The organism is Pseudoalteromonas sp. SR44-2 (genome assembly GCF_014163745.1).
Taxonomy (GTDB): Bacteria; Pseudomonadota; Gammaproteobacteria; order Enterobacterales; family Alteromonadaceae; genus Pseudoalteromonas; species Pseudoalteromonas distincta.
In genome coordinates this window covers 75,553-101,195 of sequence record NZ_JACJDW010000006.1, presented here as the reverse complement: position 1 = coordinate 101,195, position 25,643 = coordinate 75,553, and the positions used below count along the sequence as shown (strand labels likewise).

General features: G+C 38.6%; 21 protein-coding genes. 6 read left to right on the top strand and 15 right to left on the bottom strand.

Annotated features, from left to right (window positions below; genetic code table 11):
- Nucleotides 1–12: 12 nt before the first annotated feature.
- Complete coding sequence (locus H5115_RS05480) at nt 13–1,380, bottom strand: MFS transporter (protein ID WP_149602041.1); 1,368 nt, start codon at nt 1,378–1,380, stop codon at nt 13–15.
- Nucleotides 1,381–1,542: 162 nt separating this feature from the next.
- On the opposite strand from H5115_RS05480, the gene uvrA reads away from it, so the two are divergent.
- Entirely contained in the window at nt 1,543–4,368 is a 2,826-nt protein-coding gene (uvrA, locus tag H5115_RS05475; RefSeq protein WP_182754061.1) for an excinuclease ABC subunit UvrA, read from the top strand.
- A 418-nt stretch (nt 4,369–4,786) separates the two neighbouring features.
- Here the strand turns inward: uvrA and H5115_RS05470 are convergent, their stop codons facing one another.
- Entirely contained in the window at nt 4,787–6,928 is a 2,142-nt protein-coding gene (locus H5115_RS05470) for a transcriptional regulator (RefSeq protein WP_182754059.1), read from the bottom strand.
- 282 nt (nt 6,929–7,210) lie between these two features.
- Between H5115_RS05470 and H5115_RS05465 the strand changes: the two genes are divergently transcribed.
- Together H5115_RS05465 and H5115_RS05460 are read left to right on the top strand one after the other, a co-directional pair.
- Nucleotides 7,211–7,570 carry a hypothetical protein gene (locus tag H5115_RS05465; RefSeq protein ID WP_182754057.1) on the top strand — a complete coding sequence of 120 codons (360 nt, stop codon included), beginning with the start codon at nt 7,211–7,213 and terminating at the stop codon, nt 7,568–7,570.
- 42 nt (nt 7,571–7,612) lie between these two features.
- Complete coding sequence (locus H5115_RS05460) at nt 7,613–8,533, top strand: TraB/GumN family protein (protein WP_182754055.1); 921 nt, start codon at nt 7,613–7,615, stop codon at nt 8,531–8,533.
- Between the two features lie 115 nt (nt 8,534–8,648).
- Here the strand turns inward: H5115_RS05460 and trpS are convergent, their stop codons facing one another.
- The 3 genes from trpS to rpe are packed head-to-tail and all read right to left on the bottom strand — an operon-like array spanning nt 8,649 to nt 11,034.
- On the bottom strand, nt 8,649–9,653 hold the full coding sequence (gene trpS, locus H5115_RS05455; protein WP_182754053.1) for a tryptophan--tRNA ligase: 1,005 nt from the start codon (nt 9,651–9,653) through the stop codon (nt 8,649–8,651).
- Between the two features lie 32 nt (nt 9,654–9,685).
- Nucleotides 9,686–10,351 carry a phosphoglycolate phosphatase gene (locus H5115_RS05450; protein ID WP_024606487.1) on the bottom strand — a complete coding sequence of 222 codons (666 nt, stop codon included), beginning with the start codon at nt 10,349–10,351 and terminating at the stop codon, nt 9,686–9,688.
- Nucleotides 10,351–11,034: a ribulose-phosphate 3-epimerase gene (gene rpe, locus H5115_RS05445; protein ID WP_182674135.1), complete on the bottom strand. Its 684-nt coding sequence runs from the start codon at nt 11,032–11,034 to the stop codon at nt 10,351–10,353. Before rpe ends, H5115_RS05450 begins: the two co-directional genes overlap by 1 nt.
- A 161-nt stretch (nt 11,035–11,195) precedes the next feature.
- Between rpe and H5115_RS05440 the strand changes: the two genes are divergently transcribed.
- Both H5115_RS05440 and H5115_RS05435 read left to right on the top strand, forming a co-directional pair.
- Nucleotides 11,196–11,492 (top strand): hypothetical protein, encoded by a 297-nt coding sequence (locus H5115_RS05440; protein WP_182754051.1) that lies wholly within the window; start codon nt 11,196–11,198, stop codon nt 11,490–11,492.
- 3 nt (nt 11,493–11,495) lie between these two features.
- Nucleotides 11,496–11,681 (top strand): DUF2970 domain-containing protein, encoded by a 186-nt coding sequence (locus tag H5115_RS05435; protein WP_182754049.1) that lies wholly within the window; start codon nt 11,496–11,498, stop codon nt 11,679–11,681.
- On the opposite strand, the gene H5115_RS05430 is transcribed toward H5115_RS05435, so the two are convergent.
- The 9 genes from H5115_RS05430 to H5115_RS05390 form a co-directional block, all read right to left on the bottom strand.
- The gene (locus H5115_RS05430) at nt 11,638–12,495 is read right to left on the bottom strand and encodes a Dam family site-specific DNA-(adenine-N6)-methyltransferase (RefSeq protein ID WP_002958383.1); all 858 of its coding nucleotides are present in this window, start codon (nt 12,493–12,495) and stop codon (nt 11,638–11,640) included. The two genes, H5115_RS05435 and H5115_RS05430, sit on opposite strands and share 44 nt — an antisense overlap.
- 53 nt (nt 12,496–12,548) lie before the next feature.
- Nucleotides 12,549–13,901 (bottom strand): SPOR domain-containing protein, encoded by a 1,353-nt coding sequence (locus H5115_RS05425; protein ID WP_182754047.1) that lies wholly within the window; start codon nt 13,899–13,901, stop codon nt 12,549–12,551.
- Complete coding sequence (gene aroB, locus H5115_RS05420; RefSeq protein WP_024596026.1) at nt 13,902–14,972, bottom strand: 3-dehydroquinate synthase; 1,071 nt, start codon at nt 14,970–14,972, stop codon at nt 13,902–13,904.
- Between the two features lie 27 nt (nt 14,973–14,999).
- On the bottom strand, nt 15,000–15,518 hold the full coding sequence (aroK, locus tag H5115_RS05415) for a shikimate kinase AroK (RefSeq protein ID WP_004589350.1): 519 nt from the start codon (nt 15,516–15,518) through the stop codon (nt 15,000–15,002).
- A gap of 184 nt (nt 15,519–15,702) precedes the next feature.
- Nucleotides 15,703–17,808, bottom strand: a complete 2,106-nt coding sequence (locus tag H5115_RS05410) for a type IV pilus secretin PilQ (protein WP_182754045.1) — start codon at nt 17,806–17,808, stop codon at nt 15,703–15,705.
- Nucleotides 17,795–18,334 (bottom strand): pilus assembly protein PilP, encoded by a 540-nt coding sequence (locus H5115_RS05405; protein ID WP_154903925.1) that lies wholly within the window; start codon nt 18,332–18,334, stop codon nt 17,795–17,797. The genes H5115_RS05410 and H5115_RS05405 overlap by 14 nt, the downstream gene beginning before the upstream one ends.
- On the bottom strand, nt 18,331–18,936 hold the full coding sequence (locus H5115_RS05400) for a type 4a pilus biogenesis protein PilO (RefSeq protein ID WP_182754043.1): 606 nt from the start codon (nt 18,934–18,936) through the stop codon (nt 18,331–18,333). The genes H5115_RS05405 and H5115_RS05400 overlap by 4 nt, the downstream gene beginning before the upstream one ends.
- Nucleotides 18,926–19,498 carry a PilN domain-containing protein gene (locus H5115_RS05395; RefSeq protein ID WP_002958376.1) on the bottom strand — a complete coding sequence of 191 codons (573 nt, stop codon included), beginning with the start codon at nt 19,496–19,498 and terminating at the stop codon, nt 18,926–18,928. Before H5115_RS05395 ends, H5115_RS05400 begins: the two co-directional genes overlap by 11 nt.
- Complete coding sequence (locus H5115_RS05390) at nt 19,486–20,565, bottom strand: pilus assembly protein PilM (protein WP_024596029.1); 1,080 nt, start codon at nt 20,563–20,565, stop codon at nt 19,486–19,488. The genes H5115_RS05395 and H5115_RS05390 overlap by 13 nt, the downstream gene beginning before the upstream one ends.
- 130 nt (nt 20,566–20,695) lie before the next feature.
- Between H5115_RS05390 and H5115_RS05385 the strand changes: the two genes are divergently transcribed.
- Nucleotides 20,696–23,188, top strand: coding sequence for a penicillin-binding protein 1A (locus tag H5115_RS05385; protein ID WP_182754041.1), 2,493 nt, complete (start codon nt 20,696–20,698; stop codon nt 23,186–23,188).
- Between the two features lie 63 nt (nt 23,189–23,251).
- Here H5115_RS05385 and metL read toward each other — a convergent pair whose 3' ends face one another.
- Nucleotides 23,252–25,597 carry a bifunctional aspartate kinase/homoserine dehydrogenase II gene (gene metL / locus H5115_RS05380; protein ID WP_182754039.1) on the bottom strand — a complete coding sequence of 782 codons (2,346 nt, stop codon included), beginning with the start codon at nt 25,595–25,597 and terminating at the stop codon, nt 23,252–23,254.
- Nucleotides 25,598–25,643: the final 46 nt, after the last annotated feature.

Sequence of the window (25,643 nt, the reverse complement as noted above, 5' to 3'; positions counted from 1 at the left end):
CTCCTATAAATGTTAGATTAAACCAGCAACTTTACGCGCTTGGTCTAGGTCAAATTCTTTATCATTAATCTTTAAATAGCTGCGACTTTCATCGCGAACTACAGTTGCTTCTATTACACCTGGTAAAGCAACTAACTGAGAAGCAAGTACTTGAGCATGCTCTTCAGAATCTAATTTGGTCATTAAACTAATAACTTTACTTTTGGGTGGGACTTGCATTTTCCACGCAATAATAAGCCATATTAACCCAACAAGTGCTGCTGCCGCAAACACAGCTTGCGTCGTTGTAGTTTGTGCTACATAGCCGCCTAACATACCGCCTAAAAAGGCGCCTAAAAACTGACTAGATGAGTAGCCACCCATTGCTGAGCCTTTTTGGCTTGCTGGTGCTATTCGCGATACAAGCGCAGGCATAGTGGCTTCTAAAAAGTTAAACGCCACAAAATAAAGCAGCATACACACAGCAATACCTACTACACTATTAACCCATACCGACATTGCTAACATACTAATAGTTAACAAGGCTACTGAGCCAATAAACGCTTGTTTTTCTTTCTCTTTTTTAATGGCCACAATCATTATTGGTACCATTAATAAAAATGCTAAAAATAGCACTGGAATATATAAATACCAGTGATGGTCGGCAACTAAGCCATCTTTAATTAATTGACTCGGCAGTACCACAAAAATTGTGGTTAGCGTTAAATGCAATAACAATACACCTGCATTTAATCGTGCTAACTGAGGGTGTTTAATTAATTTTTTAATGTCGCTAAAGCTTGCTAATGTATCGCCTTTGGGCGCTTTATTTACCGCCTTTGGCACTAGCATGGTTACTATAAATATACCAAAAACAGCTAAAATAGCAGTCAACCAAAATACACCAGCAATACCCCACGAAGCTGCAACAATTGGCCCAAGTAACATAGCAAAGGCAAAGCTCATTCCTATACTCATGCCAATAACGGCCATTACCTTTGGTCGTTGCTCATCGCGGCTTAAATCTGAAGCAAACGCGAGTAGTGCACTGGCGATTGCGCCCATACCTTGTAAAGCGCGCCCTACAGTAACCATTTGAATAGAATCAGCTAATGCAGCAACTACAGAGCCAATAGCAAATACAACTAAGCCACCCACAATAACTTTTTTACGACCAATTTTATCGGATAATCGGCCCATAGGTATTTGCAGTACGGCTTGCGTTAAACCATACGCACCAATGGCAAAACCAATCCAAATAGGCGAAAAACCTTCAAGCGATTGTCCATAAATAGCCAATACAGGCATCAGCATAAACAAGCCGAGCATTCTAAATGCAAACACACTCGCCAGCGATACTGCGGCGCGTTTTTCTCGTGAATTAAGTGAAGATGCGGTCATTATCTGCGTGATCTTACTCTATGAAAAATTGAGGTTGGGATTCTACCATAAGCTTGGCAATAATTAATCGCCTATAAGTAAGGATTTTTCATTGATCAAGGATTAATATTACTTCGTATTATGCGATACTGAGTAAATAATTTTGGCAATAAACGAGATAGCATGGAAAACATTGAAGTCCGAGGCGCCCGCACGCACAATTTAAAAGACATCAGCCTAACCATTCCACGTGATAAATTAATAGTTATTACTGGTCTATCTGGTTCGGGGAAGTCATCACTTGCATTTGATACACTTTATGCAGAAGGGCAACGCCGGTATGTTGAATCACTCTCTGCGTATGCAAGACAATTTTTATCGCTCATGGAAAAGCCTGATGTAGATCACATCGAAGGCCTCTCTCCTGCCATTTCTATTGAGCAAAAGTCAACGTCTCACAACCCGCGTTCAACCGTAGGTACTATTACCGAAATTTACGATTATTTACGACTTATGTTCGCCCGCGTTGGCGAACCACGATGTCCTACACATGATTTACCACTTGCCGCGCAAACCGTTAGCCAAATGGTAGATACTGTTTTGGCACTGCCTGAGGGCAGTAAATTAATGCTGCTTGCTCCAATAGTAAAAGAGCGTAAAGGTGAGCATGTTAAGTTATTAGAACAGCTATCCAGCCAAGGTTATATTCGCGCCCGTATAGACGGTGAAGTATGTGACTTGTCTGATCCTCCAACACTTGAGCTTCATAAAAAACATACAATAGAAGTTGTTGTAGACAGATTTAAAGTAAAAGATGGCTTACAACAACGCTTAGCAGAATCGTTCGAAACAGCACTTGAAATGTCTAATGGCGTTGCACATGTAGCATACATGGATGATAGCAGCGCTGAAGAGATTCTATTTTCAGCAAATTTTGCCTGCCCTACTTGTGGCTATGCAATGACTGAACTTGAACCGCGTTTGTTTTCGTTTAATAACCCAGCTGGTGCTTGTCAAACCTGTGATGGCTTAGGTATTCGTCAATATTTTGATCCTAATCGCGTAGTGCATAACGCAGAATTAAGCCTTGCTGGCGGTGCAATTAAAGGCTGGGATAAACGCAGCTTTTATTACTATCAAATGCTGCAAGCGGTTGCGGATCATTACAACTTTGATTTAGACGTGCCTTATCAAGATTTAGATAGCGAATCGAAAAAAATTATTTTAGATGGCTCTGGTAGCACTAAAATTGCGTTTAATTACCGTAACGACCGTGGCGATTTAATTACGCGTAACCATGAGTTTGAAGGCGTTTTAAACAACATGAATCGCCGCTACCGCGAGACCGAGTCAAACTCTGTACGCGAAGAACTTGCTAAATACCAAACAAGCCAAGCGTGTCCTAGCTGTCATGGCTCGCGCTTACGCGAAGAGTCTCGAAATGTATTTATTGGACAAACCAACTTACCTGCAATCACATGCATGAGTATTGGTGAAGCCATGGAATTTTTTGAAGGTTTAGAGTTAACCGGACAAAAAGGCCAAATAGCTGAAAAAATATTAAAAGAAATTCGCGACCGTTTATCGTTTTTAATTAACGTTGGCCTAAATTACTTATCACTTGAGCGCAGCGCCGATACATTATCAGGTGGTGAGGCTCAACGTATCCGCTTAGCCAGTCAAATTGGTGCCGGTCTTGTAGGTGTAATGTACGTACTAGATGAGCCATCTATTGGGCTGCATCAACGCGATAACGACCGCTTACTACAAACACTAATCCATTTACGCGACTTAGGTAACACCGTTATTGTGGTAGAGCACGATGAAGATGCAATTCGAGCCGCTGATCATATTATTGATATTGGTCCAGGTGCGGGTGTTCATGGTGGGCATATTATTGCACAAGGTACGCGCGACGATATTTTAGCAAGCAAAGAGTCTGTTACGGGCCAATTTTTATCAGGCGTACGTAAAATAGAAATACCAAAAGAGCGTCACCCAACGAACGACAAATGGCTAGAGCTATTTGGCGCAACGGGTAATAACCTTAAAAATGTGGATTTAAAAATCCCATTTGGTTTAATGACCTGTGTGACAGGTGTATCGGGCTCAGGTAAATCAACGCTAATAAACGATACTTTATTTAAACTTGCTCATACAGAGCTAAATGGCGCAACCACTGCCGAAGCGGCACCGTATAAATCAATTAGTGGTTTAGATCATTTTGATAAAGTGATCGATATTGATCAAAGCCCAATTGGTCGTACTCCTCGTTCAAATCCGGCAACCTACACAGGTATATTTACCGGCATTCGTGAATTATTTGCAGGTACACAAGAAGCGCGCTCACGTGGCTACAAAGTAGGTCGCTTTAGCTTTAACGTTAAAGGCGGACGCTGTGAAGCGTGCCAAGGTGACGGCTTAATTAAAGTTGAAATGCACTTTTTACCTGATGTGTATGTACCGTGTGATGTGTGTAAGAGCAAACGCTATAACCGTGAAACGCTCGAAGTCCAATACAAAGGTAAAAACATACACCAAGTACTTGAGATGACTGTTGAAGACGCGCATGAGTATTTTGACAAAATACCGGCTATTGCCCGCAAGCTTAAAACCCTAATGGACGTTGGTTTATCGTATGTCCGCTTAGGTCAAGCCGCTACCACGCTTTCAGGTGGTGAAGCTCAGCGTGTAAAACTTGCCCGTGAGCTTTCTAAACGCGATACAGGTAAAACACTCTACATATTAGATGAGCCCACAACCGGCCTACATTTTGCCGATATTGAACAACTGCTTGTTGTATTACATCGCCTGCGCGATCACGGTAACACCATTGTGGTTATTGAGCACAACCTCGATGTAATTAAAACAGCAGATTGGGTGATCGATTTAGGACCTGAAGGCGGAGCTGGCGGTGGTGAAATACTCATTGCAGGTACGCCAGAAGAAGTAGCTGAGTGTGAGCGTTCACATACTGGGCATTACTTAAAACCTCTATTAAATAAATAGAGGTTCAGTTGTGACAAATTAATCGGCACTAAAGTTATTTAACCCTAGAGATTGCACTTAATTAAAAATGGCGAGAAGATTCACTTCTCGCTATTTTTTGGCTCTAATTTTTGGCTCTAATTTTTCTTTTATCAACATAATACCAATCCGCAATAATACTTAATCATTTTGCGGGGCTAAACGTGTCGCTACCTGTGTTAAAAAATTCTCATTTACGACTGCATGAATGCAGAAGGTAGAGCAATGCAGGAGCTATTGCCGAGAACAACTAAATAGCGAATTTTTTGCCTAGCTACCAACACGTTTTTCCAGCCTCAAAATAGCTTATTTAATTAAGCGAATTGGTATAACAATCGAAAATGTTATTAAAGAAAAACAACACACTGCTGCAAATTTAACCTTGAAAGATCAACAGACCCTAGTTATTCCAACTTATCTGTATTATTTGCATGTCTTTATATTTTGATTCTGTAAAGAAAATTTGATTGTTATCACTAATAAAAAATGCGATGGGTTTAAAATCCACGTGCACATCTTTTACTGTTTTATCTTCTAAATTAAGCCGAGCAACTCTTGAAATCGTATCAGAGTAGTAAAGGTAATTACCATTAATAGCAAAAAGTTGTGCTTGTCGCGCGTCTTTGGGTAATTCCCAACTCTGTTTATTTGATAGTTTAATTAACTGATTATTAGTAGTTGCATAATTAGTACCGTCAGCGCCTGAAATTAATTTGTTGGCTTTAATATCCTCTAATATAGTTGTGTCTCGCGTTAATAAATTAAACTGAGCAAATAGGTTTTCTGAACCACTTCGCTCTAAATAAATTATACTTTCATTATCTTTAGACCATACATAGTTTAGTATTTTTCGCCCTTTAAACTCAGCTATGGTATAGAGTTTGTTCGACATAACGTCAAAAAATGCAATATCGCTATTAACTCTTAATAAAACACGATCTTGCTTACTCGATACTCTTAGCCCGCCAATAGCAAAGGTAGATTTCCCTTCATAAGTAAAGTTACTAAGTTGCTTTGTAAGTCCATTTTGAGATAACCACAACTGACTGCTGCCAGAGCGCTCGGATACAAAAATATGCGCTGGCCCTTTCTCATTAATGACTTCTACAATGTGGTAGTCGTCTTCATCACTTTTGTAGAGTGCTTCATACTCAGGAACATCGCTAAAAAGATTAGTCGCTTTAATTAACGAAAATGCTTGTGTTTTATTTGCTGAGTAAAAGAGGCTATTAGCAGATTGAACTGCAATATAATAAGGTGAAATTGCTGGGGTAACCGTTAGTGTGCGTTTAATAATATTATTTTCATCAAACACAATGGTTGAAAGGTCAGAGTCTTCAAAAACAATCACGCCTTTATCGTCTGCAAGCCAGTCAAACGCGAAGCTAATTATACTTTTGTTTGCTTTAAATAACCGCTTAGTCTCACGCGTAGAAAAGTCGTAGCTGAACACCGAAAAAGGCTGACCTTTTTGACTAAGTATATATGCTATTTTATTACCTGAAGAAGATAAGCGCGGCATTATTACGCCATACATTACACCTGGTGGTGGAATAACAATGGACTCTTTTTGTAACTCTAAATCAAATTTATATAAACCTGAGCCATCTTGCTCATTTTTATATTCAGTGTAATAAATATATTCACTATTTTCGTCTACTTGTGCGTAGCCGGTGTATCTAAGGTCACACTTTTTAATTAATGTAGCCTCACCAACAATAGGAAACTGGCTTAAATCAACCAGTACCATTTCGCACTGCTGTTGTTTTAAGTTTGTAGCTTGTATAAGCACTGCGTGCTGATTTAACTGCCACGATAAAATAGATACTTGAAAGCCAGGATAGGTAATTTCAACCTCCCTTTGATCAGATAGTCGCTTTACAAATGCATGCATTATGTCATTTTCAGGTTCAACATTTGTATAAGCTAAATATTGTTTATCTGAGGACATCTCAGGGTGAACCTCACTGCCTATATTCCACGTGCTTGCTACCTTATTAACCGTGATCTTTTTAATCTTTTCGCTAGAAGGTGCATTAATAAAAAACAACCCAAACCATACTAAAGAGCACAGGCAAATAATGACGAGTAAAGAATAAATCAAAAAATTTTTACTATTCTTTTTTTGAACTGGTTGAGAAGTAGTTGCAGTAGCTATCTCTTCATTTTTGGCAGAAATACCTGGTGAGTCGGGCAAAATGTTTGCAGGCTCATTAGAAACGTTTGCTTGCGTTAAACGCTCAGGTATTACTGTTAGGCTATATCCTTTACGGTAATGCGTTTTTAAAAGCGGCGCTTTTTCAATTGGGTGGGCAAGCTGCTTTCTTAACTCTGAGATTGCACGGTTAATCGCATTATCATCAACAAAGCTCTGTTGCCACACACTCTCAATAAGATCTTGGCGGGAAACAATTTGTTGAGGCTTGTCTATAAAGTGAAGTAATAGCTTTACTAAAAGTGGATCTAATTCCCTTTCTAAATGGTTTGAAGTAATCACACAGCGATTACTAATAAATTGCCAAGGTCCGATTTGATAATTCATAGTCTTTACGTATTTTTATTTTTATAAACCGTATCACATCTACACTTTATTTTATAGAAAAAGCATTTTAAACCTTATATTAGCATTATAAGGTTTAAGGCTAACCCTCTAAATTAAAACAATTATTTAATTTAAAAACCTTATCTATTAATTGCTCATAACTAGATAAGCGACTCTCAATAAATTCAGCGATATTCTTTAAACCGTCATCAACAAGCAGCTTAGTAAAAAATCATTTGTGATTCTAAATTGGCTGCAATTAAAAATATAAAAGGTTTAATTATGAATAGCACAATGAAAAAAGTACTACCGGCTTTACTACTAGCAACTGCTTTTAATACAACTTCAGTTATTGCAGCTGACGCTAAACAACACACCGTTCAAAGTAATTTTAATCAATGCATAATTGGTGAAAGCGTAAAGGCGATTAACCCAGTTAATAAAAAGCAGCAAGAAACAAACAACATAGACGCCACTGAGTCTTTAAAAAGTAATGTTGATACACAAACGTTACTTTCTTCGATAGATGAAAAAATATCAGCTGAGCTTGACTCTTCAATGAGCAAAATAAACTCGCAAATTGATAAAAACCTTTCAAAGGTAACATCCTCAATCACTGCATATTTCAGCACTGTGTTATAGAACTAAAAACAATAAAATTAAAAGTTACATAAAGGAATTATCATGAAAAAATTCACAAAAAAATTAGTATCTGCCAGCGTATTACTTAGTTGTAGTCTTTTAGCAAATACAGCACAGGCCCAAAGCTCTGTATGGCAAGTAAGCAATGGTAATGACTCACTATTTATTGGCGGTACAGTTCACATACTACCTAAAGCCGAAATGCCACTACCCGCTGAGTTTAACCATGCTTATGAACAAGCGGATACAATTATTTTAGAAGCACCGTTATCTGACCCAGCCGACACTAATGCGCAAATGCAAATGTTAGGCGCACTATCGTATACAAATAACGAAACGTTAAGTCAAAAACTAGAACCCGAGATTAAGGCATCACTTGAAAATAAGCTTAACGAGTTTGGCGCTAATCTCGCTAAGTTAGATGGCTTTCGCCCTGCTATGGTTGGTATTGTTTTAATGTCGATGGAGCTTCAAAAGCAAAATTTAATGGGTGAAGGTGTTGATGCTTACTTTACTAAAAAAGCGACTGAAGATAACAAAACAAAAAATTACTTAGAAACAATCGAATTTCAGTTAGAGCTTTTTAAAAAAATGGGTCAAGGCAATGAAAACGACTTCATTAAACATAACTTAGCCGAGCTGCACAACTATGGCGATATGTTTAAAGGACTTTTAGCTGCCTGGCGCAAAGGTGATACAGACACACTGAATAAAGTGGCACTTGAAGATATGCAGAAAAATGATCCGAATAGTTATAAACAACTCATTACAGATAGAAATAATGATTGGTTACCAAAGGTAGAAGCCATGTTTAACAACGACAAAAATGAGTTTGTACTTGTTGGAGTTGCCCATCTTGCAGGACAAGATAGTTTACTTACCTTACTTGAAAACAAGGGCTATAAAGTTTCTCTAGTTGATATTGATAGCACGGCAGATATAACAGTAAGAGGGGCTGAATAATGGATAAAACAGACAAACTAGCTATATCGCTACTGTTTCTATTTGGGTCTATCATGTTGATATGTGCTATATAAAAAATGCCGCTAACAAGCGGCATTTTTTTATTTTAATAAACTTACCCGCGAGGAATAAAACCAAGCGCATCGTATACCGATTTCAATGTTTTCTCAGCGCGTACACTTGCTTTTTCAGCACCTGACTTCATTATGCCATCAAGTAGGTTTTGATCTTCTCTGATCTCTTTAAAGCGTGCTTGAATAGGCTCAATCATATTTACAACTGCATCTGCTGTATCTTTCTTTAAATGGCCATACATTTTATCTTCATATTCAGGAACTAGGTCTTCAATTGAGCGCTTAGTTGCAACACTCAATAAAGTAAGCAAGTTTGATACGCCAGGCTTTTCTGTGCGATCAAAATAAATACGTGCTTGTTCATCTGAATCAGTTACTGCTTTTTTAAGCTTTTTCACAATTTGCTTAGGCTCATCTAATAACATGATGTAACCATTTGGGTTTTCGTCAGACTTAGACATTTTTTTAAGTGGATCTTGTAAGCTCATTACGCGTGCACCAAACTCAGGGATGTACGGCTCTGGTAATTTAAATACGTCGCCATATAAATTATTAAAGCGTGTGGCTATATCGCGAGTCAGCTCTAAGTGTTGCTTTTGATCATCCCCTACTGGTACTAGATCAGCTTGGTATAATAAAATATCTGCAGCTTGCAATACCGGATATGAAAATAAGCCCACGTTTACGTTATTTGCGTGCTTAGATGACTTGTCTTTAAACTGAGTCATTCGATTAAGCTCACCCATTTGCGCGTAACAATTTAATACCCACGCTAATTGTGCGTGTTCAGGTACTTGCGATTGTACAAATAACGCAGATTTTTCAGGATCAATGCCACATGCCGCGTAAAGAGCAATACCATCTAACACTCGAGAGCGCAGTAATTCAGGCTCTTGGCGAACCGTAATAGCGTGTAAGTCTACTAACATAAAGAAACTTTCGTGGTCTTCCTGTAACTTTAGCCACTGGTTAATAGCGCCAACATAGTTGCCTATTGTCATACCACCGGTTGGCTGAATGCCGCTTAAAACTACTGGTTTACTCATGATTTTCCTTTATTTTGCTTAATGAATAATATTTAACGCTGCGTTAGAACAGGTATTATATCTAAGAAGTTATCGCATAGGTACTGCGGATTATAATCCTCAAGACTTTCACCTTGGTTATAGCCATAACTAAGTGCAATTACGTCTATATTAGCGGCTTTAGCTGCAAGTATATCGCTTTTAGAATCACCTATCATTATTGCTTTATTAGGCTCCGCATTTAGTTTTTTGCAGGCAAATAGCAATGGTTCTGGCGATGGTTTTTTTGCCATGTCGTCACCGCATACAACCACATCAAAATGACTCGTTAGTGCCAATTTTTCGAGTAGTTTCTCTGTAAAAATTCGAGACTTATTAGTGATTAATGCTTTAGGCATACCGCGAAGTGCTGCAAGCCCTGTTTCTACATGTTGGTACAAAACACTATACTCACCAACTTGCTGTTCATAATACTTATAGAACTGTAATATTGCTTTGCCACTAAGTGACTCATCTAAATTTTCACTCACTTGCATATCGCCACTCAAAGCGCGTTTAACAAGGACTTCAACCCCATTACCAATCCAACTTTCAACCAAGCGTTGACTAACAATAGGAAAAGCAAAATCGCTCAAGGTTAGGTTAATTGCAATATACAAGTCGTAAACGCTATCAACCAAAGTACCATCTAAATCAAATAAGGCGACATCGTACTTCATTACTTAACACTTCCAAGCTGCTCACGCATTTGATCAATCACCACTTTGTAATCAGGTTGATTAAAAATAGCTGAACCTGCAACAAACATATCAGCACCCGCTCGAGCCGCTGCTGCAATATTATCGACTTTAATACCACCATCAACCTCTAAGCGAATATTTCGGCCTGATTCAATAATACGCTGTTTTGCTTGGCGTAATTTTTCAAGCGTATGAGGGATAAAGCTTTGCCCGCCAAACCCAGGATTTACCGACATTAGTAAAATAGTATCTAGCTTATCAATAACATGGTCTAAATAACTTAGGCTTGTTGCTGGGTTAAACACTAAGCCTGCTTTACAACCGTGATCTTTAATTAACTGTATTGTACGATCGACGTGCTCGCTGGCTTCAGGATGAAAAGTAATAATAGAAGCACCAGCCTCAGCAAATAAAGGTATTATGCTATCTACAGGCTTAACCATTAAATGTACGTCGATAGGTGCTGTAATACCGTAATCTCTTAGTGCTTTACACACCATAGGACCAATTGTGAGATTAGGTACATAGTGATTATCCATTACATCAAAGTGAACCACATCAGCACCCGCTTCGAGAACTTTATCAACATCTTCGCCTAGCTTTGCAAAATCAGCAGACAAAATAGAAGGGGCTATTAAATATTTTTGCTCTGGGTTAAACATGATTAACTCCATCAATAAATAGTGTATTGCGTTAATGTAACTTAATTGAAGATGTTACCCAAGTAATATGGCGTAATAGCCCCCATTTTAGGTAACTTTAAGTTTGATATTTAACCAGTATTTGCTATGATTAAAAAAGTAACAAATTATTGGATTTCATCATGCGTGCTTTTAAAATTGGGATATTAATTGCGTCGGCATTACTGCTTATCGGGGCGTTTAGATTTGGTTCAAGCTCTGAGCAAGAATTAAGCTCAGTGAGTAATTGTCATAATACACAAGTGGTAAGTGCTCAAAACACTTTAACTGCGTGTATTAAAGCTGAAGAAGAGTCATCATGGTTTTCGTGGTTAACTGGCGATAGCCGTAGTGCTCAGTTTCATTACCTTGATTTACTGGAACTACTTACTAGTTCTGAAGATTCTAAAAACGCTCCTTCTTTAAAACCTTTATTTTAAATAATGCTACAATTTTTTAGCGCGTTGCAAAGTGTGCTAGCTGCATTTTTTGGTGTTCAGTCTGAAAATAAACGCCAAATCGATTTTAAACAACACTCCCCTTTATCCATCATTTTAATTGCGATTGTACTATTTGTTGCTTTTGTTATCGCAATTTACGCAGTGGTTGCTTGGGTGCTAAATACATAGCCATCAACTCGTCAACTTTATTTCTAGAGCCACCTTTGGGGCTAATAGTGCGCTTTACTTGAATTTGTTCAAGCGATGCTTGGCTATAAATTTTACGCGTCCAAACGGTATCGTGGTTTGAAATAAGCACAGGCGTGTTATTTTCAAATGCGGCTTGTTCTGCCAAATTAGCTAAGTTAGCCTGATCATCTAAATTAAACCCCCCTTTTGCGTAAGACGTAAAAGAAGCCGTTTTACTTAATGGTACATAAGGTGGGTCGCAATAAATAACAGCATTGTTAGGCACTAACTTAAAAACGTCATCGTAATCTAAACAAGTGAACGTTGCTTTTTGTGCTTTTTCAGCAAAAAAATACATTTCTTTTTCAGGAAAGTAAGGCTTTTTATACTTACCAAAAGGCACATTAAAAATGCCTTTTAAATTATACCTACACAGTCCGTTGTAACCATGGCGGTTCATGTATAAAAACAAGATTGAACGTTCGTATACATCACGGCTTTGATTAAACTGCACACGATATTCGTAATACGCATCTGCGTGATTATTCAAATCAACAAATAGCTTTTTAGCGTCACTAATAAGCTCATCTGGAGAGCTTTTAAGCTCTTTATATAAGTTAATTAAGTCTGCATTGATATCGTTGAGGATATAGTGCTTAAAGTCACTATTTAAAAACACAGAGCCTGCACCAACAAAAGGTTCAACCAAAGTATCAGCATGCTTGCTAGCTTGGTTTAATCGCGCATTAATGTTTTCAACTAGGCTGTATTTTCCGCCGGCCCATTTAAGGAAGGCTCTACTTTTTTGCTGCATTGGCTCTTTACTTCAATCTGGTGTTGCGCGATTTTACACTAAAGCAGTGTGTTTTACTGATCAACGACTGCTATTTCTTGCTTTATTTTACTAATTTTTTTATAGAAAGGTTTATTTTTTCTAACCCCAGGGGGTAAAGTATCCATTGCTGATTTTGCCTCGTTTATACTCTTAAAGCTGCCAAATGTAACAACCCACCATATTTGATTATTTCGCTTCGTTTGGTAAGAATGTGCTTGCTGCTGTAGATTGAATTGAGCAATGAAATTATCGCGAACTTCCTGCTGAGTTACCGCTAATAATTGAATAACACTATTTGTATCTGCTTGCTGCATGTACCAAATATTATCTTGGCTGATCTGAGTTTGCTCTGCTGTATTTACTTTCTCTACTTCTAGAGCTTTAGATACAACGTCACCTGCTTCACGGCTTTTGTTTTTAACGCTATTATCAATAACATTGTCTAATACCTTGACGGTATTTGCAGGTTCGCTAAGACTTTGCATGATAGCAGGCACATCATTAATGTGTACGCTCTCTGGCTCAATATCTGGCTCAACTACTTCAGGGTCATTTAAGGTAACTACTGAGTCATTTTGCTTTATAACCGGCTCACTTACTTGCTCTACAGATATTGCTGTATTTAGGACTTGTGCTTCTTCCTGCTGATAATATTGTTGCCACCACTGCGTCATATCAGACTTATAAAGCAGACCAATAATTAAAAGCATAATTAACAACATCAAAATCAATAAGTGCAATCGCCAAGATACTTTATCTTTAACGATAATATCGGCTATGTGCTCACTAGGTTGCCAAGCAAGCAATAAACTGGGGTTACCATGAGCCTCGGCTAAAAAAGTACTAAAAACAGGGTCTTCATCATAAGGTAAATCAGTATAGTACCACTGCAATAACATCTTGCTTTCTCGAAGCGTTAGTGGCTCCAAGTAAATTTCGACAGCGTCATTTAAAGCAAGTTTAGACTGTGATGCAATTATGATATACAACGTATTAGGGCTATTTTTAGAAAGCAGCTCAAGCTCAATTAGTATCTCTTCAGATAGTTGCCTACCGCCATCAAGCACCCATAAACAAGGTCCGCACTGCTGTTGCTCAAGCAGCTGGTAATAGTTTTCAGGTAAACTTAAATTATGATCAACCAAAGGGGAATTAAAGCTTTGCTCTAATAAATCGCTCATTAGCTGAGCGTCAGTCATTTGTGCACTTACTTGCACAAACGCTTTATTAAAGTCATTGTATTTATCTGTAATGAAGGTTTCGAGCATATAACTTTTACCTAGCCCCGATGTGCCAAGTAAAACTATTAAATTTTGTCCGTACTCAAATTGCAGTGCGATTCTATCCACCAAAGCCGCACGGCTTGGTAAAATTTGTGACTGCATTTACTGCTCGATTAAGTCTCTAACTTGGTCATCAGAGACATCATCAACTAATGCACACTGGCCAAATTGGGTAGGTAGAATAAAGCGTATAGTGCCTCTTTTATTCTTTTTGTCTTTACGCATATGCGTTAGGAACTGCTCGCTAGTCATTTGCTTTGGAATTTCTGTTGGTAAATTATATAGCTCAAGCAGCTTAATAATTCGATCAACTTCACTTGCGCTTAAATCTTGGCGTGTCTTGGCAAGTTTAGCTGCTAATACCATGCCTGTTGCAACAGCTTCGCCATGTAACCAAACGCCGTAGCCCATTTCTGCCTCAATTGCATGGGCAAATGTATGACCTAAGTTTAATAAAGCACGTAAACCATGCTCTTTTTCATCTTGCGCAACTATAAGTGCTTTTATTTCACAACATCTAAAAATAATATGCTGTAAACATGTTTCATCTAGTTGCTGCAAATTAGCTACATTTCGCTCTAAGTATGCAAATAATTCGGTATCGTAAATCAGACCATACTTAATTACTTCAGCCATACCTGCTGCAAACTCTCTTGCTGGTAGGGTGTGTAATGTTTGTGTATCAATAAAAACCGCTTGAGGCTGATAAAATGCCCCTATCATATTTTTACCTAAAGGATGATTTACTGCTGTTTTACCACCTACCGATGAGTCAACCTGTGAAAGCACTGTCGTTGGTATTTGAATAAACGGTACGCCGCGCTGATAACACGCCGCTACAAAACCAGTTAGATCACCTATAACACCGCCACCTAACGCAATTAAGCACGTATCTCGGCCACAGTTATTTTGGAGTAAAAATGCTGATATTTTTTCAAACCATTCAAGTGATTTATATTGTTCACCGTCAGGAATAATAAAAGATAGCGGATTTTGATCTGCTAATGAGTCAAGTAACGCTTGTAAATATAAAGGCGCTATTGTGTCATTAGTAATGATGATAGGCCGACAATCACCAATGTGGTGAACCAGGCGGCCATTATCTTGAAGTGCAGATTGCCCAATATAAATAGGATAACTTCGCTCGTCCAAATTAACTGTTAATTTAAGCATGCTTAGTTATTTCCTTATTATTGGTTTTTAAAAATCTAATTTCTCGATGATTTGGTTAGCAACAACTTTAGCGCTTTGCTCATCGGTACGTACAACAAAATCGGCAACTTCTTTGTATAGGGGCTCGCGTTCTTCTGCTAAGCGCTCTAGTACGTTACGAGGTGCTTCTTCAGTTTGCAGTAATGGGCGACGCTTGTCGCGTTGCGTGCGTGCAACTTGCTTTTCTATAGGTGTCTCTAGGTATACAACGATACCGCGAGCCGAAAGCTTGTTTCGAACTTCTTTGCTCATTACTGAACCACCACCGGTAGCAAGTACAATACCTTGCATCTCGGTTAAATCGCCAATAACAGACTCTTCTCGAAGTCTAAAGCCTTCTTCACCTTCAAGATCGAATACCCATGCAATATCTGCACCTGTGCGGCGTTCGATTTCTTGATCAGAATCAACAAATTCAAGGTGTAATTGGTCAGCGATGTGACGACCAATCGTGCTTTTGCCAGCCCCCATGGGGCCAACTAGAAATATATTACGTTTCTCAGCCATATCTTTTAGTACAAACAAACTCTAAAATTTGAAATAAAACCCCGCCTAACGACCTGGCCCCAAAATTAAGGAGGGGATTATCTCAGTAATTGCAGGGGTATTTCAAGTCAATTAGAATAAAAAGCCATATAACGAGCAATTAATCTAAATAATCACCCGTTGGTTAACATAAAACCACTGTATTTTAATCAATTTGTATTTTCGGTGTCACGAAAATAAGTAATTCACGCTTTTCATTAAACTCACTTGTGGTTTTAAATAGTCTTCCTACGTAAGGAATGTCACCTAAAATTGGCACTTTACTCGTAGTATTAATGATCTGCTGTTGGAAAATACCACCGAGTACTACGGTTTGGCCATTCTCGACTAACACTTGTGTTTGAATTTCTTGAGTATCAATAGACACCGCTTCACCTGTACCTGTTTGTACAGTATCACCACGTGTATCTTGAGTAATAATTAAATCTAGAATTACTTTATTATCAGGTGTGATATGAGGTGTAACTTCTAAGCTCAGTACCGCTTTTTTAAAGCTTACGGTAGTAGCACCACTTGAAGCTGACTCAGTATAAGGAATTTCAGTACCTTGCTCTATTCGGGCTTTTTGCTGATTAGCCGCTATGATACGTGGACTAGCAATAATCTCGCCTTTATTCTCTTCCTCAAGCGCACTTAGTTCTAAATCAATCAGCGTACCATTAGCCAGTTTTGCTATGTGTAAGCCAATGCTAGCAGCAGGATTAGTGATAGGTAAATTTACATTTAATCGGTCTGAAATACTTGGTGCATTTGAAGTAGATGTCGCATTATAAATACCTTCTGCGCCTTCAAGAGAGCCTGAAATGCCAACACTACTGCCCTGATCACTAAAGCCCCAACGCACGCCTAAGTCTTCGGTAACGTTATCGCGTACCGTTACCATTCGAGATTCTATTACAACCTGCTGCACTGGAATATCGAGCGTTTCTATCATGCGACGAATATTTTCTATACTCTTAACCGTATCTTTTACCAACAAAGTATTTGTACGTTGATCAACAGATACACTACCACGGGCAGTTATAATACTGTTTGTATCTGTTTTTAATAAGTCAGCAAAATTTTCGGCTTTAGCGTAGTTTAATCGGATGTATTCACTATATAGAGGCTCTAAATCTTCAACTTGCTGTTTGGCTTTTAAATCTTTGGCTTCACGTGCTGCAAGTTCTTCAGCAGGCGCTACCATTAATATAGAGCCATCCATGCGCTTATCTAGCCCTTTAATACGTAGTACTACGTCAAGTGCTTGATCCCACGGTACACCATCTAAGCGCAGCGTTATATTACCCGTTACTGAATCACTGGTTACTAAGTTAAAGTCGTTGTAACCTGCGATAATTTGCAGTGCTGCACGCACAGAGATATCTTGAAAATTTAAGGTCATAGGGCGACCTTGATACTCAACCCCACCATCTAAGTACGCATTTTGCGTTTCATCTTTTTCTACTGTCAACGTTAAAATATTATCTATTTGCTGATACATAAACGTGAACTGAGCATTAGGTTCAATAACAACACGACTTAAACTATCTTCTTTAAAAGTCTCGATATTACTTACAACAGTACCAAAATCTAATACATCTAATTCATAAAGTAGATCGTCTAAAATATCGGTGTGATGAAAGTCAGCGTAAATTTTACCGCCACTTTCATGGACTTCAATTGCAGCTTGAGTGTCTTGTAAAAATACAAGTACTTTTGCTTCACCCTTCTCACCACGTCTAAAATCAATTGACTGGATACGGTTAATGTAATTTCCACTTACATCTCCTGAGTCCATCACTACATCTTCATTTTCAGATTCTGTTAGAGGGTTATCAGAGACACGTATCGATACTAAATTGTTATGAACTTCAGTCTCATAAATTTTTAATCTATCTAAATTTACCGTTACCTTTAAACCACTGCTAGTTAAAACATTAGTAACACTGCTAATCCCAGCTTGATTGACTTCAACATCATTTAAACCAACCTCTAACTCTGCAGTATCAAAAAACATTTCGATTCGGGCTGGGCTATTAAACACTTGAACTTTTGGTTCAAAGGTTAACTCTTCATCAAAAACAAGCTGTAATTCAGTTTCGCCTTTAAGTAATGGATTATAACGAACATCATAAAGCAATGGCCCAGCTATGGCTGAGTTTACAGTGACTAAAGCAACAGCAGCCAGTAATGTCCGTGAAATACGATGAAGCCAAAGTACATCCTTATGCATCCTATTTTTACCTTTTTTATTATTAATTTGCGCCATCTGTTGCCGCCTCTAACATTTCTAATTTCGTCAGGCGCTCTTTCCAACAGCCAGACCCATCAGGGATTAATTCCACTAATTCTATATAGTCGTTGCTTACTCTTTTTACTTTGCCATCATAACTACCAAGATAATTCCCTACTGTTACGCGGTGCAAAGTGTCATCTGTTGCTGTAATTAATGCCCATATTTGTCCACTAGAACCAATTGTGCCTTTCATTGCTAAATTATCTAGCGGGTATTTCTCTAACGGTTCGCGGCGACGCTCTTGATCTGGATGCAAACAGTTTTTTACTTGCGTTAGTTTATTTTGAATAATCTCAGGCTGCGGCGCTACAAACGGGCTGCGTAGCTGACCAGCACTGTACTCAAATATTTCAAACTTTGTCAGCTCAGGAATCGACTCAACCTTTGGTGTGGTGCTTGCTTTTACCTGATCTATAAATTCTTTTTGCTCAGAAGTGTCATCATTACAACCAGCTAAAACAAATGCTATAGCTAAAGGCACTACGCGAAGGAGTTTCATTTTTTAACCCCTTCTTCATAGCGATATGTTTTTGCAACAACACTGAATGTTAACTGTTTATCGCCCGATGATAAAATAGAAAAGTCATGTAAGCTTACAATTCGGGGTAGCTGGGCCACTTTACCTACAAATTCACCAAACTCATGATAGCTACCTATTACTTCGATTTTAATCGGCAGCTCGGTATAAAATTCTTTCTCAACTTCTGGCAGCCAACCTATTTTTAAAAAAGTCAGGCCACTCGTTGTCCCAACATACGACAAATCATCAAGTAAACCAGGAGTTTCGTTCGAAGTGGGTAGACGCTTTAATAGCTGTGAAAACTTGTCTTCCATTTCAACCATTTGTTGACGATATATTTCAAGTTTGCTCGCTACTGCATACTTAGTTCGATAAGTTGTTCGTAGTTCAACTTCTTTTGCCACGGCGCTATGGTAACTGTCAATTTCATCAGAAACTAATAGGCTATAACTAAAAAACAATACAAGGCCCGCAACAAATGTGCAGCAAATTGCTTTAACAGCAACTGGCCAATCACCAATGTTATCGAGCTCTATTTCATTCCAATCAATTTCACTCAGTGCTTTAAAATCAAGGTTCATCGCTAACCTCACCAATTTTATCAAATGGCTTTACATAAAATTCCATATTAAAATCACTAAGTAAACGCGAAGATTGATCGCCTGCAACAATGCCCTGCATTGAAGGATTCTCTAGTAAATATGAGCTTTGTACCTGGCGGAGCATTGTTGATAGACGATTATTAGATTCACTACGTCCTAAAACATGTATTTGGCTGCCTTTGCGCTCCAGTTTTGTTAAATAAACACCACCTGGCACTATTTTGGCAACTTCATCCATTATTTGCGTACCCAAATTACGGCTGCTTTGCAATTCTTCAATGAGCCTCATACGCTGTTGTAAATTTTCCTTTCTTTTATCTAAGCTTCGTATTTCACTTATTTTTTTATCTAGCATGCTAATTTCTGAGCTTAAATAATTATTCTTTAAGTTTTGACCGTCTTTTAAAGCACTATAAAAAGAGCTTAATAAATACATACTTGCAAAACAAAGTATAACGACACCAACAAGTATAGTTACAAATTTCTTTTTCGATTCTTCGCGTTGTGATTCACGCCAAGGCAGTAGATTTATATGTGGCATGTTGAAAAACTCCTTAATGCCAACCCTGTTGCAATTGCAAACTGCGTTTTGTGACGCTGCATTATATTACGGTCTACCTTTGGGGAAATTTCCATATTTACAAAAGGCTCTGCAACAACTGAGTGGATACCGAGTTCTTCAATAAGCAATCGGTCGATACCTTTTATCATCGATGTACCGCCCGTTAATACAATATAATCTATTTGCTCTTTACCGCTGGTTGTTAAAAACATTTGCACAGCTCTGCGAACTTGTTGAAGTAACGAAGTTTGAAAAGGGGCTAATACTTCAAAGGTATAGTTTGGCGGTAAATCACCTGATGTTTTGCCTATTTCGGCTTCATCAAAGCCTTTATTATAATAAGCAACAATACTATTTGTATATTGATCGCCACCAAAAACTTGGTCACGGGTATAAATGGTTTCCCCAGCTTGCACAACACTCACAAGCATTAAAACTGCGCCAATATCGACCACAGCCACACACTTATTAAATGCATCGCTAGGTAATTGTTGATAGTAAACGTCCATAGCACGGCTCAATGCGTAGCTTTCTACATCTACTATTTTGGCTTCTAAATTTGCGGCTTCTAAAGCGCCCACCCGTGCTTCAACACTCTCAGTACGAGCAGCCGAAAGCAAAACATTCATTTTGCTAGGATCGGCCTCGTTCGTCGAAAGCTTCTCAAAATCGAGGCTCACTTCATCAAGTGGGTAAGGGATTAAACTATCAGCTTCAATTTCAATTTGCGATTCAAGTTCAGCATCTGTTAACGATACATCCATGAAGATCACTTTTGTAATAACTGTTTGGCCAGAAACAGCCACTGCAGCAGATTTTAACGACTTCGGTAATTTTTTTCTTAATTTTGTAATAACGTTACCAATCGCTTCAATATCTTGAATTGTGCGCTCACTCATCGCACCTTTTGGCATCGGCTCAATTGCAAGTGCTTCTAGTCGAAATCCAGTTTCAATTTCACGTAAAAGCACCGCTTTGATAGAGTGCGATCCAATATCAATTCCTACCATCATCGGGGACGGTTTTTGAAATAGTTGACTTAGCATGTTTCAACTTGGCCTTTGTTTTAATAATAAACAAGTTATAATTTTTATCTGAAAAAATATTATTCATTTTTTAATCAATATATACTAGCAGTCAAAACTCGCAATTGGGAGTCCATTTAGGGAAATATAAGTGATTTTATTAAAACGAACTTTACAATTTTTTATCATTTGTGTGTTAATTGGTCTGATCACTTTGGTCAGTCTTTATTACTACGTTAAACCTGATATCCCCAGTGTGCAAGTTTTAAAAGACGTGCAATTACAAACTCCTATGCAAGTATTCACAAAAGATGGGCTTTTAATCAATCAATTTGGTGAAAAGCGTCGTATTCCAGTGACTATTGATGAAATTCCTCAAACCCTCATTAATGCATTTTTAGCGACAGAAGATAATCGATTTTACGATCATATAGGCATAGATCCTATAGGTATTGTACGTTCGGCTATTGTTCTTATATCTACCGGCGAGAAAAAACAAGGCGCAAGTACTATTACTATGCAGCTTGCTCGTAATTTCTTTTTAACTCGCGAAAAAGCATATATTCGTAAAGTTAAAGAAATATTTATAGCGCTACATATTGAAGGTGTATTAACAAAAGACGAAATTTTAGAGCTTTACCTTAATAAAATAGAATTAGGTAATCGCGCTTTTGGTATTGGTGCTGCAGCACAGGTTTATTACGGTAAGGAGTTAAAAGATTTAACACTTGCACAAATGGCGATGATTGCAGGTTTACCGAAGGCCCCTTCAGCTTTAAACCCAATTCGTAACCCAACGCGTGCAAAAGCACGCCGAAATGTTGTTTTAGGGCGTTTATTAACTGAAAATTATATTACTCAAGAAGAGTATAACGAAGCAACGAGCCAACCTATCACCGCTTATTTTCATGGTGCTGAAATAAATTTATACGCCCCGTATATTTCTGAAATGGTGCGCGCTGAAATGGTTTCGCGTTATGGAATAGATAAAGCTTACAACTCAGGTTTTAAAATTTTCACCTCAGTAGAGTCAAAAGTTCAAAAAGCAGCGCAAAACGCACTTGTAAACAACTTACATAATTACGATATGCGCCATGGTTTTAGAGGACCAACAGATGTTTTATGGGACCCTGAAACACAACCTGCTTTAACTGAGCAACAAATACTCAATAAATTACAGAGCGTAAATGAGTTAGGTACTTTAAAAGCAGCAGCCGTGCTTAGTGTTAATGATAAAACAGCGTCGGTATTACTTAAAAGTGGCGAGCGCACAACTCTTACTTGGGATAACTTAAAATGGGCGCGTAAATATATTACTCGTTACCGCCAAAGTTTTGCTCCAAAAGCAGCTACAGATATTTTAACGCCAGGAATGCAAATATGGGTGCGTAAAAATGAAGATGACAGCTTCTTACTAAGCCAAATACCAGAAGCATCAAGTGCTATTGTGTCACTCGACCCACAAGATGGCAGAATTAAAGCTATTGTAGGTGGTTACAGCTTTGAGCAAAGTCAATATAACCGAGCGGTACAAGCAAAGCGTCAAGTAGGTTCTAATATAAAACCTTTTATATATTCAGCAGCACTTGAAAAAGGTTACACGCTTGCGTCTATATTAAACGACGCTCCTATAAACCAATGGGATAAAAGCCAAGGCGTAGCATGGCGTCCTAAAAACAGCCCTGCTGTATATAATGGTCCGATAAGAATTCGCCGTGCCTTAGCACAGTCTAAAAACGTTATTTCGGTGCGCTTACTACGCGGCGTTGGATTACAACGTACAGCTGATCATTTATTAAAGTTTGGCTTTAAAGATTCAGACATTAATCGCAGTGAATCACTAGCACTGGGTAGTGCTTCCATTACTCCACTTGAACTTGCCCGTGGCATGAGTGCATTTGCCAATGGTGGCCACTTAATTGAACCTTACTTTATTTCAGAAATTCAAGATGCTTACGGTAATGTATTGTTCAAAGCAAACCCTGCCCTAGCCTGTGACGAAGAGTCTTTACCAACACATAATGAATTCTCACTTCATAATAGTAGTGATGGAGTGGAGCCAACAAAAAAATGTGCACCGAGAATTATTTCTAAGCAGAATGCTTTTTTAATTGCTGATGCAATGCACAGTGGTATTTGGGGCGGCGGTAGTTGGGCCCATAAAACAGGTTGGAGTGGTACAGGTTGGCGCGCACAAGCTTTAGAACGTCGTGATCTTTCGGGTAAAACAGGCACAACTAACGATTCTGTAGACACCTGGTTTAGTGGTTTTAACAGTAAAGTAATGACTTCTGTGTGGGTGGGCTTTGATAACCCAGGTAACGCTCTTGGTCGTTCTACGTACAATAACAACTTAGATAGCAGCCAAATATCTGGTGCTGAATCGGGGGCTAAAACAGCGCAGCCTGCATGGATTGAATTTATGAAAGCCGCACTTGAGGGAACACCTGAAGCGCCAATTGAGCCACCTGAGGGGCTTGTTTCGATTCGTATTGATTTAGCCACTGGTTTGCTAAGCCACAAAAATGACTACACCAGCCGCTTTGAATACTTCGAAAAAGGCACTGCACCGACAAAGTATGTGCTATCTCAGCCAAACGATATATTTGAAGAAGACACAAAAACCGAAGAAGAGCTATTTTAATAATATCTCTGTAATACAAAAACGGCAGCTTATTTAAGCTGCCGTTTTAATTTAAATAATCGCTTATTTTAAGTTTTGAACAAGCCAATATAAGTCAGAGTGTACACCCGCAGCGGTTACTTCTTTCCCAGCCCCAGGCCCCTGAATCACAAGCGCGTTATCACTATACCATTTGCTATTAATTACAAAAATATTATCGCCAGGTGTAAGGTTTGCTAACGCATTCCCATTGGGCACATACGTAACTCCTACTTTAGCGATAACTTCAGTTTTTGTTATATCTAATAGGCCTGTGTATCTCAGTACTGAGTTATTAGCTTTTGCTGTATCAGCATGCTCTTCAATGAACGCATCTAGCTGGGCTTTATTGTTTAGAAAGTCTTCCCAACTTCCTAGCGCAAGCTCACCGGGCATTAATGCCGATAAGCTAATATCATCAAGCTCAAGCTCTATACCTAACTCTCGGGCTAAAATAAGTAACTTACGCTGCATATCTCGTCCAGATAAATCCTCGCGAGGGTCAGGCTCTGTGAACCCCATTTTCTGTGCTTCTAATACCAACTCAGAAAAAGCAGTGGTACCATCATACTTACTACATAACCACGAAAGTGTACCCGAGAACACGCCTTCAATACGCGTAATTTTATCACCACTATTTTGCAAATCAGCCAAAGCAAAATTGATAGGTAAGCCTGCGCCTACACTTGTATTATATCGCCAATGTAAATTACGTTCGCCAAGGTTACTACGAAGTGCTTTATACCAAGAAGTAGGTGCTGTACCTGCATATTTGTTAGCACTAATTAAATGACAATCTCTGTCTACAAAATCTATATATAAAAAGCTAAACTGCTCACTTGCAGTAATATCAATTAACACTTTATGTTCGTAGTCAAGCTCGCTTATCGCATTAAGTAAATCCGCAGCTTCATAGCTATTCGCCTCATGCTGCCATTGAGTTTTCCATTGCGATATATTTATGCCACTTGCATTAAATAACATATGTTTAGAGCGAACCAGCGCTACCAATTTAATACTAAAGTCGTCTGATAAACGCTCAAATTGTGCCGATAACTGCTCAATAAAAGCATCGCCTACATTGCCAAGGCCCGCAACTATAACGGCTATTTCTTGGCCTTTATTGATTAGCTTATCGTGTAAGGCGCTTTGTATATCGCTATCTATAAATTGGTCTGTTAGTAATAAAACATAACCATTATCTTGATGCACAAAACGCGGTTTTATAGTCTGCTCAGCTAATACTTCTAAAGCTTGCAGTTTAAGTACGCTAACGTCTTGCTCAGGGGCAATAATTGCACAGCCATTTAAATTTGACTCACTAATATTAGCTCTACCAGCAAAGTAATTAATAACTTGATATGTTTGTGCAGCCGGTACTACTAAATACACTTCACCATTATGGTTAAAATGATGAAGGCTATGCTGAATAAGCTGACTAACGCTTGCGACCTCACCTTCACTTAATCCTTCAACCATTAACAAATCAACATTTTGCAGCGTGGTTATAAAACGCTTTTTCTTTGCTGAACCTTCTTTTACTATATCTGTTGGGCTTGCTTGCACATCAAAACTACTACGAACAGCTAGCTTAATATCTGTGTTTTTAAGTGGCGATAGTGTTTTTGCATGTAATACAGGGTTACCCAAACGAGCTAATATATTAGCTTGTCCGCGACAAATTTTGCCGTACTTAATCGCTTTTTTTACCTTACGAGGATCAGTGCTAAACACTCCCTGTGTATCGGTCCAAATACATACTTGCTTAGCATTACAGTAATTTGCAAGTAGTGTTGCACTATAATCGCTACCGTTGCGTCCAAGTGTTACGGTCTCACCTTTCGTATCAGCGGCAATAAACCCAGTAACAACATTTATCTTATTAGGTAAAATTGACTGTCGACATTGCTGCGCATTTTGCGCATGCATTAATTCACCATCGCTTAAAGTAAAAAGACTACGGGCATCTTGAGCACACGCCTCAATATTTAGCTGCTGTAAATAAGTAGCGAGTAAACGTGCTGACCACAGTTCCCCATGCGCAAGTAACGCAGCCTCTTTTAGCTGCTCAGCTTGAGCAAGTTCTGCAATATTACTAAGCTCGGTATTTAGTGTTTTAAGTGCGCAGCGCTTTAAATCAGCTTGTAATAACTGCTCAATTAAATCGCTTTGATGGTTATTTAACTGCAGTAAAATATCAGCGACAGCTTGCGTGTCTTGCAGCTGATAACTTTGCCACAACGACACAAGTGTATCTGTAGTTTTACCTGCAGCAGACACCACAACACAGTCGCCCGGCTGAGTATGCCCAATAATTATTTTAGCTACGCTTTGATAGCGCTCACTAGAGCTTAAGCTTGAACCACCAAATTTATGTACACAATTGACCATATTTATACCAATTCGCTTAATTAAGTTGTCTATTTTGAGGTAAGAA